The organism is Bacillus sp. D7-8 (assembly GCF_052055895.1).
Taxonomy (GTDB): Bacteria; Bacillota; Bacilli; order Bacillales; family Bacillaceae; genus Bacillus; species Bacillus velezensis.
The window spans coordinates 930,330-945,591 of sequence record NZ_CP179922.1 but is presented as its reverse complement, the minus strand read 5'-3'; the positions used below and the strand labels follow the sequence as shown (position 1 = coordinate 945,591).

General features: G+C 46.9%; 14 protein-coding genes. 6 read left to right on the top strand and 8 right to left on the bottom strand.

Features of this window, described 5'->3' with window-relative positions:
• Nucleotides 1–35 precede the first annotated feature (35 nt).
• Entirely contained in the window at nucleotides 36–1,139 is a 1,104-nt protein-coding gene (locus ACKTRM_RS04905; protein WP_023356802.1) for a citrate synthase/methylcitrate synthase, read from the bottom strand.
• 109 nt (nucleotides 1,140–1,248) lie between these two features.
• Here ACKTRM_RS04905 and ACKTRM_RS04900 point away from each other — a divergent pair, with 109 nt between their 5' ends.
• Complete coding sequence (locus tag ACKTRM_RS04900) at nucleotides 1,249–2,124, top strand: LysR family transcriptional regulator (RefSeq protein WP_007409271.1); 876 nt, start codon at nucleotides 1,249–1,251, stop codon at nucleotides 2,122–2,124.
• A 68-nt stretch (nucleotides 2,125–2,192) separates the two neighbouring features.
• Here the strand turns inward: ACKTRM_RS04900 and ACKTRM_RS04895 are convergent, their stop codons facing one another.
• A complete protein-coding gene (locus tag ACKTRM_RS04895; RefSeq protein WP_012117174.1) occupies nucleotides 2,193–3,017 on the bottom strand; it encodes a C40 family peptidase in 825 nt (274 codons plus the stop codon).
• A gap of 459 nt (nucleotides 3,018–3,476) precedes the next feature.
• Here ACKTRM_RS04895 and ACKTRM_RS04890 point away from each other — a divergent pair, with 459 nt between their 5' ends.
• On the top strand, nucleotides 3,477–4,856 hold the full coding sequence (locus ACKTRM_RS04890; protein WP_012117173.1) for an alkaline phosphatase: 1,380 nt from the start codon (nucleotides 3,477–3,479) through the stop codon (nucleotides 4,854–4,856).
• Nucleotides 4,857–4,894: 38 nt separating this feature from the next.
• On the opposite strand, the gene ACKTRM_RS04885 is transcribed toward ACKTRM_RS04890, so the two are convergent.
• Nucleotides 4,895–6,301, bottom strand: coding sequence for a SpoVR family protein (locus ACKTRM_RS04885; protein WP_012117172.1), 1,407 nt, complete (start codon nucleotides 6,299–6,301; stop codon nucleotides 4,895–4,897).
• Between the two features lie 169 nt (nucleotides 6,302–6,470).
• Between ACKTRM_RS04885 and ACKTRM_RS04880 the strand changes: the two genes are divergently transcribed.
• The 3 genes from ACKTRM_RS04880 to ACKTRM_RS04870 all read left to right on the top strand — a co-directional run bounded on the left by ACKTRM_RS04880 (nucleotide 6,471) and on the right by ACKTRM_RS04870 (nucleotide 10,185).
• On the top strand, nucleotides 6,471–7,985 hold the full coding sequence (locus ACKTRM_RS04880; RefSeq protein ID WP_023356801.1) for a mechanosensitive ion channel: 1,515 nt from the start codon (nucleotides 6,471–6,473) through the stop codon (nucleotides 7,983–7,985).
• A 132-nt stretch (nucleotides 7,986–8,117) separates the two neighbouring features.
• On the top strand, nucleotides 8,118–8,552 hold the full coding sequence (gene nsrR / locus ACKTRM_RS04875; RefSeq protein ID WP_007409277.1) for a nitric oxide-sensing transcriptional repressor NsrR: 435 nt from the start codon (nucleotides 8,118–8,120) through the stop codon (nucleotides 8,550–8,552).
• Between the two features lie 178 nt (nucleotides 8,553–8,730).
• The gene (locus ACKTRM_RS04870; protein ID WP_012117170.1) at nucleotides 8,731–10,185 is read left to right on the top strand and encodes a C40 family peptidase; all 1,455 of its coding nucleotides are present in this window, start codon (nucleotides 8,731–8,733) and stop codon (nucleotides 10,183–10,185) included.
• Nucleotides 10,186–10,229: 44 nt separating this feature from the next.
• On the opposite strand, the gene ACKTRM_RS04865 is transcribed toward ACKTRM_RS04870, so the two are convergent.
• Nucleotides 10,230–10,553 (bottom strand): DUF3889 domain-containing protein, encoded by a 324-nt coding sequence (locus ACKTRM_RS04865; protein WP_003155332.1) that lies wholly within the window; start codon nucleotides 10,551–10,553, stop codon nucleotides 10,230–10,232.
• Between the two features lie 191 nt (nucleotides 10,554–10,744).
• Between ACKTRM_RS04865 and ACKTRM_RS04860 the strand changes: the two genes are divergently transcribed.
• Complete coding sequence (locus ACKTRM_RS04860; RefSeq protein ID WP_003155335.1) at nucleotides 10,745–10,987, top strand: YhdB family protein; 243 nt, start codon at nucleotides 10,745–10,747, stop codon at nucleotides 10,985–10,987.
• A gap of 13 nt (nucleotides 10,988–11,000) precedes the next feature.
• Here ACKTRM_RS04860 and ACKTRM_RS04855 read toward each other — a convergent pair whose 3' ends face one another.
• The 4 genes from ACKTRM_RS04855 to ACKTRM_RS04840 form a co-directional block, all read right to left on the bottom strand.
• On the bottom strand, nucleotides 11,001–11,525 hold the full coding sequence (locus tag ACKTRM_RS04855) for an NADPH-dependent FMN reductase (protein ID WP_041482183.1): 525 nt from the start codon (nucleotides 11,523–11,525) through the stop codon (nucleotides 11,001–11,003).
• Nucleotides 11,525–12,169: a response regulator gene (locus tag ACKTRM_RS04850; protein WP_012117168.1), complete on the bottom strand. Its 645-nt coding sequence runs from the start codon at nucleotides 12,167–12,169 to the stop codon at nucleotides 11,525–11,527. The genes ACKTRM_RS04855 and ACKTRM_RS04850 overlap by 1 nt, the downstream gene beginning before the upstream one ends.
• Nucleotides 12,169–13,311 (bottom strand): GAF domain-containing sensor histidine kinase, encoded by a 1,143-nt coding sequence (locus ACKTRM_RS04845; RefSeq protein ID WP_012117167.1) that lies wholly within the window; start codon nucleotides 13,309–13,311, stop codon nucleotides 12,169–12,171. The genes ACKTRM_RS04850 and ACKTRM_RS04845 overlap by 1 nt, the downstream gene beginning before the upstream one ends.
• 145 nt (nucleotides 13,312–13,456) lie before the next feature.
• Nucleotides 13,457–15,199, bottom strand: a complete 1,743-nt coding sequence (locus tag ACKTRM_RS04840) for a phospho-sugar mutase (protein ID WP_012117166.1) — start codon at nucleotides 15,197–15,199, stop codon at nucleotides 13,457–13,459.
• Nucleotides 15,200–15,262 lie beyond the last annotated feature (63 nt).

Sequence of the window (15,262 nt, the reverse complement as noted above, 5' to 3'; positions counted from 1 at the left end):
AGCGCGGGGAGTTAAACGGACAAATATGCCGGTGATTAAAGCTGCTGAGCCGTTTCGGGAAAAGCGCCGGTGTATTTCGCAGACGGCCTGTAAATCATGTTGTCAGCGGACTGTTCAAGCACGTGTGCGCACCAGCCTGCCATTCTGCTTGCTGAAAAGGTCGGCGTAAATAAATCATTGTCGACATCAATGGCCTGCATCACAGCCGCTGCGTAAAACTCCACATTCGTATACAGCTTCCGTCCGGGCTTATATTGCTCTAACAGGCGGATGGCTTCCTTCTCCACATAAAGCGCCAAGTCAAGCGACGGATCATTTCCCGCCACTTCTTCAGCCTTTATGCGCAGCGCTTCCGCCCGCGGGTCTTTTGTTTTGTACACCCTGTGCCCGAAGCCCATCAGGCGTTCTCCCCTCATAAGCTTCGCTGCCAAATACGCTTCTGCATTTTCTTTTTTCCCGATGTCTTCAAGCATTTTCGTGACGCCTGAAGGCGCGCCTCCGTGCAGCGGCCCTTTCATCGTACCTAGTGCGGCAGTGACGGCAGACACTAAGTCCGATTCAGTCGAAACGGTGACTCTCGCTGAAAAAGTCGATGCATTCATCCCGTGCTCCATCGCCAGAATCATATACGTTTCAAGCGCTTTCTTTTGGGCTGCGGACGGCTGCCTGCCTGTCAGCATATACAAATAGTTTTCAACGTGTCCGTATCGCGCCTCAGGTGACAACGCTTCCTGCCCTTGTTTACGGCGGTATCTGTACGCAATAATCGTCGGTGTGACGGCAATCAGTTTAATCGCTTCTTCCGGCTTGGGCGGATATGTAAATGAATCTGTGCCCAAACCTGAAACAGCCGTTCTCAGCACCGCCATGTCGTCCATTTCATCCGGAAGCGTTTCCAGTAAGTCGATCAAATGTTTCGGAAGCCCGCGCTCGGCTGCAAGTTCTTCCTGAAACGCAAGCAATTGCCGCTCATCAGGAAGCGCCCCGTTCAAAATGAGATACGCCGCTTCTTCAAAACTGGATTGCAGCGCGATATCCTTCGCATCATAGCCGCGATATATTAAATGCCCCTTTTCTCCGTCAATGTGGCTGATAGCCGTTTCTGCACAAGTAATCCCTTTCAATCCACGATAAATCAATTTCATTCCCCCTTATCCTCTTTCTGTTATTATAGTAAATATAATATTTAAAAAATAATGAATATTTTTAAGGGAATTAATTAAAACTTTTAATCAGAGGAGTGCATCTATGGATTTTAAATGGCTTCACACCTTCGTCACCGCGGCAAAATATGAGAATTTCAGAAAAACGGCGGAAACGCTTTTTTTATCTCAGCCGACCGTCACCGTTCATATAAAATTATTAGAGAAAGAAATCAGCTGCAAGCTGTTTCAGCGAAGCGGCCGGAAAATACAATTGACGGAAGAAGGAAAAGCATACGTGCCGTTTGCCATGAGGCTTTTGGAAGACTATGAAAACAGCATGGCGGAACTGCACAGGGTGCGCCAGGGCTACTCGCACACGCTGACACTCGCTGTTTCGCCGCTTATCGCCGACACCGTTCTCCCGTCTGTCATGAAGCGTTATACAGAGGACAATAAAGAAACCGAAATGACGGTCACCATTTTCGAATCGGAAGAAATCGCCTCTCAAATCAGAAACGGCTCAGCCGATATCGGACTGAGCTGCTTAAAGGTGCAATCATCTTCCCTCACTTGCCGCCCCCTGTACAATGACCCCGTTGTCCTCGTCGCGCCGCCCGGCCGAAAACCCGGAACAGGGAAGGCGGATGAAGTGAAAGACCTGTTCGGACAATATCTGCTTTTGACCCATAACCATCCTGACTATTGGGATGATTTGCTCCGCCAGGTCAGAATACAGTTCCCTTTCGTCAGGACAATGAAGGTGACACAGACGCATATTACGAAACGATTTATTAAAGAGGGGCTGGGTGTCTCATTTCTGCCGCTGTCAGCAGTACGGGCCGAACTCGCCGCAGGCAGCATGATTGAAATTCCGTGCGAATTCGCCCAGATGCCGAGCGCGGGCGCGTACGCCATCGCCCTCTATGAAAATGAAAAAAAGAAAACCTTTTTAGATTTTTTATCACATTTTCATTTTTAGGTGAAACAAATGGAGCTCTGTCCCGTCTAAATAAAAAACCCGTTCTGATGAACGGGTTTCTATCGCTGCTAGAATCTTTTCGCGCCAAGATAGCGAGGTTTCCAGTAGCTGTTATTCAGATCACTTGTTGTGACGCCGTCAGAACCGGCATGGATGAACTTGTTGTTTCCGATGTACACACCCATGTGTGAAGGGCCGGCCTGATATGTTGTAAAGAAGACGAAGTCTCCTCTTGACGGGCTGGACACGCTCTTCATTGAGCTCCAGTATCCCGCAGTGCTCGTTCTGCCGACACTCGTCTGTTTGTTTAACAGGTACCAGATAAATCCGCTGCAGTCAAAGCCGGAAGTTGTTGTTCCGCCCCATACATACGGCGTCCCGGTTAAAGATTGCGCATCAGAAATCAGCTTGTTTACATTCAGGCTCGTCTGTGCAGCATTATGGCTGGATGAAGGCTGCTTTGATGACGAAGATCCTGAAGACGTTGAACCGGAAGTTGATCCCTTTACTTTAAGAACTTGTCCGATGCGGATCAGGTCCGTTTTTAAACCGTTTAAACTTTTTAATTGGTTTACCGTCATTTTATATTTATTCGCAATTTTCCAAAGGCTGTCGCCTTTTACGACTTTATATGTAGACGATGATGACTTGCTGCTTGAGCTTGAACCTGAGGATGATTTACCGTTAATCGAAAGCGTCTGACCGATGTAAATGATATCCGATTTTAATTTGTTCTCAGATTTAATGGAATTAATTGACGTTCCATACCGATTTGAAAGTCCCCATAATGTATCGCCTTTTTTTACCTTAATCGTTTGCGCAGATGCCGCGCCCGCAAACAAAGTCGTCCCCAAAACCACTGCCGTTGTTGCTGTAACAAGTTGCTTTTTCATATTTTCCTCCCTGAATGATTCTATCTATTTTATGTGTCTCTTTTTTAAAGTTTTTATCTGTTTCCTATTATAAGGTTCAATTTCCACTAGAAATAGACTTGACTTCCCGTGACAAATTTCTTACTAATTCGTTTTAGAAAAAAGTTTTTAAGGGTATTAAATATTTCAATTTGATTTCAAACGTGACGAAAAACAAGTCAATTTGTCATGTTTTTTTCCTGTGATCCTCGTATTTTGGAAAAACAAAGCAGTTCATTTTCCAAATAACCCCTTGTTAAAAAAATCCTCGTCTTTTTCAAAAAAGTGAATGGTTTTCACTCTTTCTTGAAAACATAACATTACACCGAAATTTACATTTCTAACAATGTTTCACCTGAAATTTACAGGAGGAATAGGCGCTCTTTACAAACACCCCCTACCATTAGACATGCAGACACGATTAAAGGAGGACGAGTGAGAATGAGTCTATTTAAACAGGTTCGATCAAAACTTCTGCCGGCTGCAGCCGTATCCGTGCTGACAGCCGGTCTGATTGCGGGTGCGGGGCTTCAGCACTCCGAACAGGCTGCGGCAAAAAAACAGCCTGACAAAAACGAAATCAGAAACGTCATCTTCATGGTCGGCGACGGAATGGGCGCTCCCTATATGAACGCCTACCGTTCGGTCATTAACAAAGGAAAGCCTTCGGATGGTATGAAACTGACGGCATTCGATCCCAATCTCACCGGTATGATGATGACTTATCCTGACGATCCTGATTCCAATATTACCGATTCCGCGGCGGCTGGCACGGCAATGGCCACGGGCGTGAAAACGTATAACGCGGCGATCGGAGTCGATAAAAAAGGAAAGCGGGTAAAATCCGTCCTCGAAGAAGCGAAACAAAGAGGGAAATCCACCGGACTTGTCGCAACTTCGGAGATTGCCCACGCCACCCCTGCGGCATTCGGAGCCCATAACAAATCCCGAAAGAACATGGATGACATCGCAAGCAGCTACTTTGATGACCGCATCAACGGAAAACAGAAAGTCGATGTGCTCCTCGGAGGCGGCAAGTTAAACTTTATCCGTAAAGACCGCAATGTAACAAAGGATTTCAAAAAAGCGGGATACAGCTACGTGACATCAAAACAGGAGCTCAAAAAGGATCGTAACAAGAAGATTCTCGGCCTGTTTGCCGATGGCGGACTCGACAAAGCAATCGACCGCTCAAACGCCGTCCCTTCATTAGAAGACATGACAACGGCAGCGATCGACAGGCTGAACAAGAATAAAAAAGGGTTTTTCTTAATGGTCGAAGGCAGCCAAATTGACTGGGCGGGACATGACAATGATATAGTCGGCGCAATGAGTGAAATGAAGGATTTTGAAAAAGCGTATAAAGCAGCGATCGCATTTGCCAAAAAGGACAAACATACGCTTGTCGTTGCCACGGCTGACCATACCACCGGCGGATTGACGATCGGCGCGAATGACGATAAAAACTGGCATGTTGAACCGATTCTTGCCGCAAAAAAAACTCCGGCATTTATGGCTGACCAAATCAAAGCGGGCAAATCCGTATCTTCCGTGCTTGCGCGCTATACAGACCTGAAATGGTCAAAGGCGGAAATCAAACAGATCGAAACGGCCGCAAAACAGGATGCTGACAAGAGCATCTACAAAGCAATCATTAAGCTCTTTAATGCGAAAACCAACAGCGGCTGGACAACCGGCGATCATACAGGCGAAGAAGTTCCCGTTTACGCATACGGTCCGGGAAGAGAGTCATTTACGGGGCTTTTAAACAACACAGACCAGGCCAAAAAGATCTTTCACATCCTGAAACACGGAAAATAAAAAAAGGATGCGGGGGTTTCCCCGCATCCTTTCTTCTTTTACAGATATCTCCGGTGCACTCCTTTGCCGTCATACGAAAACATCACTTCTCTGTCTTCAAGAACAGATTCGATGTGCACGCTCCTGCCCCACAGCTGGTACAGATACGGCAGCACTTTCTCCAAATATTTCAGATCAAGCTCAATTCCCTCATACCAATGTTTAATATAAAGCTCATTATTCTTCAGGTAATCCCCGTCATTGACGGTCAGATAAGGAAATCCCCCGTTGACCCGCATATTCACGAGCTGATCGCGCACGGCCTTCCATTCTTTGTCGATCACTTTATAGTCCCTGCCCTGCTTTTGGAATAAATACAAATCCTCACGCATCACGAGATCTTTCGTCAAATAATTGCGGATAAATGATATATCCGATTCAATTTCCCTGACCTCAAACATTTTCTCGCGTCCGGAACCGGGCTTTACTCCTGTTTTTTTCATTTCATCTGTCGGGTTGTCATAACGCTCTTCGATGTCTTCAAAAATTTTCAGCCCTAAATAATACGGGTTGATTCCCGTTTTTGACGGCTGAACAACGCCTGCGTTCAGTTTCGCAAATTCGATGGCTTCATCTGAAGTCAGGTCAAGCTCGCGGATAATCCGCTGATGCCAATAGGATGCCCAGCCTTCGTTCATGATTTTCGTTTCCAGCTGCGGCCAGAAATACAGCATTTCTTCTCTCATCATGGTTAAAATGTCACGCTGCCACGGTTCAAGCTCCCGCGAATGTTCCTCGATAAACAGCAGAATATCTTTTTCCGGCCGGGGCGGAAACGGTTTTTTCCCTTTTTTCTTTTTCACCTGCTTCGGCTTATCCATTCCCCATAAATCATCGTAAGGCGATGACGCGGTTTCTTCTTCGTCCTCCTCTTCGTCATCGACGCTCCACAGCAGCTTCGGCCTGACGAGCGACGGATCGATATGCTCCTGAACCGCCAGAATGGCATCTAAAAAGGACTCCACCTCTTTTATCCCGTGAATTCTTTCATAATGCTTAATCCGCTCCGCCGCAGCCGCCATACTTTCAACCATGTCCCGGTTCGTATTTTGAAAGCGGCAGTTATGTTTGAAAAAATCACAATGGGCAAGAACATGGGCTACAATTAATTTATTTTGGATCAGCGAATTGCTGTCCAGCAAAAAAGCGTAGCAAGGGTTGGAATTAATGACAAGTTCATAAATTTTGCTCAAACCGAGATCATAATGGAGTTTCATCTTGTGAAATTGTTTGCCGAAACTCCAATGGCTGAATCTCGTCGGCATGCCGTACGCGCCGAATGTATAAATAATCTCAGCCGGACAAATTTCATATCTCATCGGGTAGAAATCAAGGCCGAAACCCTTCGCAATGTCGGTTATTTCCTCAATTGCCCGCTGTAAACCTTTTGTCTCCTCCGCGTTCAACCGAATCCCCCCTACTTGGACTTATTTATAATGTATGACCCCTCCTCTCAAAAGATGAAATAACAGACCGGTTTCCGTCTGAAAACTTTCGGCACATCCGCCCCGTTTGCTTTATCTGTAAGTGGGTAAAACACACACCATACCCCAAAAAGAAAAGGAGCGATTCTACTTGAATAAAGCAGACATGCTTACGACGTATCTCAGCAAACTCCCGAATCTGATCATCGCACTGCTCGTCCTGCTTATCGGCTGGGGCATTGCCAAAATCATTGAAAAAGCCGTATACAAAGGCCTGCAAAAAACAAAAATCGACGATAGGCTGTTCGCCGAAAAAAAGCCGGCGCGCTATTCCTCAGAAAAAGTCATCAGTAAAGTCATTTATTTTATCGCATTAATCATCGTTTTTATTCTATTCTTTAACATTCTGCATCTGACAACCGTGGCTTCGCCTTTTGTCAGCATGCTGTCAGCGATAACGGCGGCTGTGCCGAGCATTTTAAAAGCCGGCCTGATTCTGCTGTTGGGCTGGGCGGCCGCTTCGCTTTTCAGCTATCTCGTCAAAAAAGCGGGCATGAAACTCGCTGAAAACGGCCGGCTCAGAAAATGGACAATGGTGTCTGAAGAAGCGGAGATGAGCAGATCCGTTACGGCCGCTTCACGAATCGTTTTTTACTTCGTCTTGCTCTTGTTCCTGCCCGGCGTCTTGGCCGCTCTCCAAATCAGCGGAGTATCAGGGCCGTTTACAAATATGATCCAAAGCGTTTTGTCCTTTATACCGAAATTATTCGCCGCGGCGCTGATTGTTTTAATCGGCTGGCTTGTTGCCCGTCTCGTTCGTGATATCGTCACAAACTTTCTGGCGAGTATCGGCACGGAAAGGCTCGCCGCACGTATGGGGCTTTCTATATACCTGAAGGATACAAGCCTGTCGGCAATCATCGGAACGATTGTCTACGTGCTGATTTTCATTCCGGTGATCATTTCTGCGCTTGACCGGCTTGATGTGGCGGGTATTTCTGAACCGGCGTCAGCCATGCTGCACACGGTCTTCACAATGCTCCCTAATATCATCATCGGTATCGTGCTGATCATCGCCGGCATCTGGATCGGAAAATGGGTCAACAGCATTGTATCCGGGCTCTTGCACCGGGCCGGTTTCGACTCTCTTCTCGGTAAAATGGGTTTTGAACAGACGGGTACCCCGAAGCTGACGCTTTCTCAGACGGTCGGCATGATTGTTCAGATCATCATCGTCCTGCTCTTTACGGCAGAGGCGCTGCAGCTTGTTCATCTCGAATTTCTCGTCGTTATCGCAACCGGTATTATCGCTTACCTGCCTAATGTTCTGGCCGCTGTATTTATTCTCGGAATCGGACTTTTGGCCGGACAGCTCGTCAGCAGGCTGCTTGCCGGCATGCTGAGCGGAAAGGAATTCAGATTCCTGGCGCCGCTTGCGAAATATACCATTATCACTCTTTCAATCTTTATGGCGCTGGATCAGCTCGGTGTCGCCGACACGATCGTAAATGCCGCGTTTATTCTGATTCTGGGCGGTTTCGCGCTTGCCTTCGGACTTTCATTCGGTCTTGGCGGAAAAGAATTTGCCTCCCGTTATCTCGCAAAATTGGATCGCAAAATTGAAAAACATCAATCGGCTGACGATCGGAAGCCGCCGATGTCTTAACGAAAAAAACGTGCGCTCAGAAGGAGCGCACGTTTTTTTTTGAGTTAAGGGGGCAAATTCCTTTTTTTTCATTTTAGATTCATATATGATAGACTGTAACAGAAGCAAAATCTCTTTTTTCGAGGTCATTCTATGAAATTAACGAACTATACCGATTATTCTTTACGCGTTTTGATTTTTTTGGCTTCCAGACATTCCGACGAACTTTCCAACATAAAAGAAATCGCAGATACTTATTCCATCTCTAAAAACCACCTCATGAAAGTCATTTACCGCCTCGGCCAGCTCGGGTATGTCGAAACGATCCGGGGCCGGGGAGGCGGAATCCGATTAGGAATGACACCGGAAGACATAAACATTGGAGAAGTCGTTCGAAATACAGAAGACGACTTTAACATCGTAGAATGCTTTGACTCCCAAAAAAATCTCTGTATCATATCTCCCGCCTGCAACTTAAAGAACCTTCTGAATGAAGCCCTGCAAGCTTACCTGGCCGTTTTAGACAAATATACGTTAAGGGATCTGGTCAAAAACAAAGAGGAGATTATGAGACTGCTCAGAAGCTGAAGGAATGCCCGCATTCCTTCTTTTTTTATGCCGGCATAAGAAAAAAGGACTATTTCTATTAATATGATAAACGATTGCAGACAAGTGCCGATATAAAGATTATCATTACTGATATCCTCACCTTGCGGCTGCAACGAATGGGGATAGTAAAATCATCGCAGGAAAAGGGAGATTCATTATGAAAAAAAAGGTAGCGGTCGGTTTGACTGCATCTGCGATCGTCGGGTCTGCGTTAGCTGTAACACCGGCAGAAGCACAAACGATTAAGGTTAAAAGCGGAGATTCATTATGGAAGCTTGCCCAAAACTACAATACGAGCGTGGATGCCATTACATCAGCGAATCATCTAAAATCCACCGTTATTTCTATCGGGCAGACACTCAACATTCCTAACGGCAAATCAGATTCCGGCAGCAAAAAGCCATCTTCAAAGAACAGCGGCACGACTAAAAGCGTTTATACAGTGAAAAGCGGCGACTCGCTGTGGCTGATCGCATCTGATTTTAAAATGTCCGTACAGGAACTGAAAAAATTGAACGGTCTGACAAGCGACTTAATCCGCGCCGGACAGAAGCTGCAAGTGACGGGGAAAGTTTCCTCAAGCACCGATCAGAAAAAAACCACGCCGGGCAGCAGCTCAAACAGCAGCAAAAATCAGTCATCATCTTCCGGGACGTATAAAGTCAAACTCGGCGATTCACTATGGAAGATCGCAAACAGCGTCAATATGACCATTGCGGAACTTAAAGTATTAAACAACTTAAAAACGGATACGATCTACGTAAACCAAGTCCTGAAAACAAAAGGAACGTCTTCTTCGGGAAACACGCCGTCAAAAGACAATTCAAACCAAAATAAAAACCAGACGCAAACGTCCTCTTATACAGTAAAAAGCGGAGACTCACTCTGGAAAATCGCAAACGCATACAATATGACGGTTCAGCAAATCAGAAGCATCAACAAACTGACGTCAGACATGCTGCGGGTCGGACAAGTGCTTAAGCTGACCAAAACGTCATCTTCCGGCTCTTCGTCTTCACCGTCAACTCCGAACCAGTCCGGAGATACAGGGAAAACCACTACATATACCGTGAAAAGCGGGGATTCTTTATGGGTGATCGCCCAAAAGTTCAATGTGACCGCCCAGCAGATCCGCGAGAAAAACAATCTGAAAACAGATGTTCTTCAAATCGGACAAAAGCTGACGATTACCGGGCAGCAGACAAACACGACACCGAATCAGTCCGGCAACACAGGCGGCACAGGTTCAACAAGCGCAAAGATTAATGTAATGATCGATGCCGCAAAAGCTCAGCTGGGCGTACCGTATGTATGGGGCGGGACGACGCCGAGAGGCTTTGACTGCAGCGGTTTCATTTATTACGTTCTCAATAAGGTCACTTCTGTATCCAGACTTTCAGCCGCAGGCTACTGGAATACGATGACATCAGTCAGCCAGCCGGCGGTCGGTGACTTTGTCTTTTTCTCAACTTATAAAGCCGGACCTTCCCACGTCGGTATTTATCTCGGGAACGGCCAGTTTATTAATGCCAACGATTCGGGTGTCGTTATTTCCAGCATGAACAATTCCTATTGGAAACAGCGCTACCTCGGCGCAAAACGTTTCTTCTGATATCTGACAAGCTGTACGGCCTCAATAAGGCTGTGCAGCTTTTTTTACAGTCTGAAAATATTAATGCTGATCACATGTTTTGTCACGGGATGGAAATACACTTCAGCACGGGATGAAAACGTTTCTTTTGCTGTTTGCACCGTTACGCGAAACACGTCTTTCGTCTGTTCCCGGTTTACTTTTGTACGGCCCATGTACGAATAATCGGTAAGCTCGGCCCCCTTGTATTCACGTTCAAGCTGGTTCCATGCGAGCTGCTCCCATTTTTCAACTGATGGATCAAGGTGTTCTGTATGCCCTTTTTCAGCGATCGAGGCAATGAGAATGCCGCAAAACAAGAGGGCAAGCGCAAATGGAAGGGATTTCATCTTTATGTTCTCCTGAGTCGTTTTTTGTCAATCTTAGCGTGTCCAAAGAAGAGACGGATATGCGGTTTTATTTTATGTCTCCCTCATATTGCTATGCCGCAGTGATAAGGACACCAACTTTTCCCCCGTTGCATCCGGGCTTCAGCGGCATAAACTAACGGAGAACTTCTCATTGAAAGGAGAAGCGTAAGATGGATCATGCCGATTATGACAAAGCCTTGTATTACACACACCGGTCTCAATGGGACAATTTGTTAATATTGATGGTTCGTACAAAAGATGATTTATTATCAAAGCGTATTGAGCACTTTCTGCACGCGTATCATTTCGAATATGATCATGCGGTGCTTGAAAAAGAGCTGTATTCTCTTCTCGGGTATATTGATCATGCGACAGAGCTCGCTTATGAAGATCAATTAGCCATGCTGACATAAAACAATCCCGGCGTCAGACGCCGGGATTTCTTATGTTTGTGAACATATTCAGCTCTTCGATCATCTCTTTCAGGCTGACAGCCATATCCTCAGATACGGTCCGGCGCTCCATGTCGATGTGAATCGGGTCTAAGACCAGCTGTTTCGGGATGACATTTGCATAGACGCCCCGCATGACCGTCCGCATATTCGCCAGCGCGTTCATGCCTCCTTTTCCTCCGCCCGCCGCGGCAATGATTGCCACCGGTTTGTATGCCCAGTGATCGCTGCTTAAAAAATCGATGGCGTTTTTTAAAGCGCCGCTCATGCCGCTGTGATACTCGGGAGATAATAAGACGACGGCCGCCGACTTTTTCACCTGCCGCCTTAACTCTTGCACTGTAGGCAGCTCGTTCTGTTCTTCTTCACCGTTATAAAGCGGCAGTTCACTTTCGCTCAAATCAATAAAATCGGTATGAAACCGATCTCTTATATAAGAAGCGGCAATTCTAGTCCGCCCGTTTTTTCTCGGTGTTCCGCTGATCACTAATATGCTCATCATTTTACCGCCTTTCCAAAAACATTATATTTTACCGCATACAATGCCGCCTGCGTCCGATCGGAAAGATTCAGCTTTGACAGCAGGTTGGACACGTGGGTCTTCACTGTTTTTTCTGAAATAAACAGTGCCGCCGCAATTTCCTTATTGCTTTTTCCTTTGGCTATTTCTTGAAGAACATCTTTTTCACGAGGGGTCAGCTGATCATATTTCTCCTTATCCTGATCATCCTGAACCATATGGGTCAGCACGTGAGGCACAATATCCGCCGACAGCCGGTAACGTCCGGAATACACTTCCCGGAGCGTTTTCACTAAATCATCGGGCTGGGCGTCTTTCAGCTGATACGCTTTTGCGCCGGCTTTAAGGGCGGGAATGACATGCTCCTGATCAGAATAGCTCGTCAAAACGACGATACTGATGTCCGGGAATCGTTCAGCCGCAATTTTTGCCGCTTCTATGCCGTCCATATCAGGCATTGATAAATCCATCAGAATGATGTCCGGCTCCGTCTTTTCAGCTTGCTGAAGCGCTTCAGCACCGGTGGACGCCTCACCGACAACTTCAATGTCTTCCTGAGTGGCGAAGAAATAGCGCAGTCCTTTGCGGACAACGTGATGATCATCAGCAATCACAATTTTCATCAATCAGACCTCCTGTCCCGAAACGGAAGCCGAACGGAGACAATCGTTCCGGCGCCAAGATCGGATTGCAGTGTAAAGCGGCCGCCGATTGCTTCAGCCCGCGCTTTCATGCCGGCCACGCCGAGCGATGGGAGCACAGCATGTGCATCAGCGCTGAAGCCCGCTCCACGGTCGCTAATATGAAGCTCTGCGCAATCCGGCTTTTTGACGGCGGAAATGATAACCCGGTCCGTTCCCGCATGCTTTTTACAGTTATTCAAGGCTTCCTGGGCGATCCGCCAAAGCGCGTGTTCCTGTTCATCTGTAAGCTCCAGCTCATCCTCCATTTCACAAACGGCTTCCAGGCCGATAAGAGCGGCATAGCTTTTGATCGACGCATACAGCCCTTTCGTCAAACTTTCCGGCTTCAGCTGCCAAATAAGCGCCCTCATTTCTGTTAGCGCATCCTGAGACAGCTCTTGAATAAACGTAATCATCTGCCGGAGCCGATCATCATCTGTAAAGCTCTTTGCGGCTTTTGCCGTTAAGCTGACAGAAAACAGCATTTGATTGACGGAATCATGCAGCTCTTGCGCAAGTCTGCTTCGTTCCATCAACAGGGCGTTCTGCTGCTCAAATTCGGCCAATTTCATCCGCTGAATCGCCGTTCCGATTTGAAATGCAACCGCTTCAAGAAGATGCAGTTCTTCTTCGTTGAAAAATGTCTTTTCGCTTGCGGCGACGTTTAATAAACCGAACTTCCGGCCGCCGTCCTCAAGCGGTACGGTCGCATGATGGGTAATGCCCTCTGTATCGCGGCAGTTCGTCGTCTGTTCCGCGAATTCAATCCGTTTACAATTCATTATGTTTACGGCCTTTGTCAATCCGCCATTGCTGAATTTGGTCAGACAATAGCATTCCCCGCTGCACATGAGTGCATTTTCCCGCTGACCGAGAGCCGGCGGTAAATAAGCGGATGCGGCGAGCGTATAAGATCCGTCCGGCTCAATCAGAAAAATCCACCCTGTCTGCAGCCCGGTCAGGCTGAGCAGTTCGCGAAGCACTTTATCAAGCGCTTCCTTTAAATCGTGGCTTTGGTTTAAGGTTTCCGCAATCGCTTTTAACGTTTTTAACGTTTCTACCGTCGTTGTCGTTTTCGTCAATTTCCCTCACTCCGGCCAATCAGAATTATCCATATTATATCAATTCTTTTCTGTATATTCCTTTGTTTTCAGCATGAATTTCCCTCATACTTTCGGATGAGGCGTATAAAAAAACCGCCGGATGTCGCTTCCGGCGGTTTGTTGTTTATTTCGTTTTTTCCACTATGCCATCTACCGTTTTCATGACGGCTTCAGATAATGCGGCAAGACGCTGTTCGCTGTCTTGTAAAGAAGTTCCCTTCACGGCGAAATAAAACTTCACTTTCGGCTCCGTTCCCGATGGACGAAGGCAGAACCAAGAGCCGTCTTCAAGGAAATATTTCAGGACATTTGACTTCGGCAGATCAATATCTTCTTCATGATGATCGGCAAATACAGTCCGTTTTCCCGTTGAATAGTCTTCAGCCTGCGTGATTTGTTTTCCGGCCATCTGCTTCGGCGGATCGTTTCGGAAGGAAGTCAGGATAGCGGAAATCTGCTCTGCTCCCTGTTTTCCTTTTAACGTCAATGACTTCAAGCCTTCACGGTAATAACCGTATTCTTTAAAAATGGACAGCAGCGCGTCATAAAGCGACATGCCCTGCTTTTTATAAAAGGCGCATACCTCGACGGCTAACAGCGCAGCCTGTATCGCGTCTTTGTCACGCGCGAAATCGCCGATTAAGTAGCCGTAGCTTTCTTCATACCCGAACTGGAACGTGTATTGGCCTGATTTTTCATATTCTTTGATTTTTTCACCGATAAATTTGAAGCCTGTCAGCGTGTCAACCGTATCTAATCCGAACGATGAAGCGACGGCGCGGCCCAATTCGCTCGTGACAATCGTTTTCATGACGACACCGTTTTCAGGAAGGGCGCCCTGTTTTTTCTTCTCGGAAAGCAGGTAATGCAATAAAAGCGCGCCTGTCTGGTTTCCCGTCAGCACTGTGTACTTGCCTTCGCTGTTTTTTACGGCAATGCCGAGACGGTCGGCATCCGGGTCCGTAGCGACGAGAATATCAGCGTTTTGTTCTTCTCCGAGTTTAATGGCATATTCGAATGCCGCGTGCTCTTCCGGATTCGGCGATTTGACGGTTGAAAAATCCGGGTCCGGCAGCTCTTGCTCCTTTACGACGGTGACGTTTTTGTAACCGAGTGCTTCAAGACCGCGGCGCACCGGTTTATTTGCCGTGCCGTGCAGCGGAGTGAACACGACGCTGACATCCACTTCAGCCGAAAGCTCGGGATGTACGGAGATGGAAGTCAGTTCTTCAGTATACGGTTTATCAATTTCTTCACCGATTATTTTAATCAAACCTTTTTCTTTCAGCGACTGTTCATCTTCAACTTGAATCGTTAATTCATTTTCTATGGCATTCACTTCCGCAATGACGATGTCCGCTTCTTTCGGCGGCAGCTGTGCGCCGTCATCGCCATACACTTTATATCCGTTATATTCAGGCGGGTTATGGCTGGCCGTCACGACGATACCGGCATAAGCGTTCAGCTTTCTCACCGCAAAAGACAGCTCAGGCGTCGGGCGGAGCTCATCAAATACGTATGTTTGAATGCCTTGGGAAGCAAGGGTTTTTGCAGCTTCCATCGCAAACTCAGGAGATTTATGACGGGAGTCGTATGCGATCGCAACCCCTCTTTTTTTCGCGTCTTCCCCCTGTTTCGCGATATACGCCGCAAGTCCGGCGGATGCTTTGCGGACCGTGTAAATATTCATCCTGTTCGTACCCGGCCCGATTTCTCCTCTCATGCCTCCTGTTCCGAACTCAAGATTTTTGTAGAAAAAATCTTCCAGCAGCTGCTCGTTTCCTTCTGCGTCCGCCAATAATTTTTTCAATTCTGAATCTAATTGTTCGGCCTGATTCCAGCGTTCGTAACTCTTACTCCAACTCATGTTCGTCCTCCTATAATTTCAGCTTATGACCATATTTTAATATGAAGCGGCTGCCCGTGTCAC

Coding starts and splice junctions, on each gene's coding strand:
- ACKTRM_RS04900 (WP_007409271.1), top strand. CDS start 1,249: ATGGATTTTAAATGGCTTCACACCTTCGTCACCGCGGCAAAATATGAG.
- ACKTRM_RS04895 (WP_012117174.1), bottom strand. CDS start 3,017: ATGAAAAAGCAACTTGTTACAGCAACAACGGCAGTGGTTTTGGGGACG.
- ACKTRM_RS04890 (WP_012117173.1), top strand. CDS start 3,477: ATGAGTCTATTTAAACAGGTTCGATCAAAACTTCTGCCGGCTGCAGCC.
- nsrR (WP_007409277.1), top strand. CDS start 8,118: ATGAAATTAACGAACTATACCGATTATTCTTTACGCGTTTTGATTTTT.
- ACKTRM_RS04870 (WP_012117170.1), top strand. CDS start 8,731: ATGAAAAAAAAGGTAGCGGTCGGTTTGACTGCATCTGCGATCGTCGGG.
- ACKTRM_RS04865 (WP_003155332.1), bottom strand. CDS start 10,553: ATGAAATCCCTTCCATTTGCGCTTGCCCTCTTGTTTTGCGGCATTCTC.
- ACKTRM_RS04860 (WP_003155335.1), top strand. CDS start 10,745: ATGGATCATGCCGATTATGACAAAGCCTTGTATTACACACACCGGTCT.
- ACKTRM_RS04855 (WP_041482183.1), bottom strand. CDS start 11,525: ATGAGCATATTAGTGATCAGCGGAACACCGAGAAAAAACGGGCGGACT.
- ACKTRM_RS04850 (WP_012117168.1), bottom strand. CDS start 12,169: ATGAAAATTGTGATTGCTGATGATCATCACGTTGTCCGCAAAGGACTG.
- ACKTRM_RS04840 (WP_012117166.1), bottom strand. CDS start 15,199: ATGAGTTGGAGTAAGAGTTACGAACGCTGGAATCAGGCCGAACAATTA.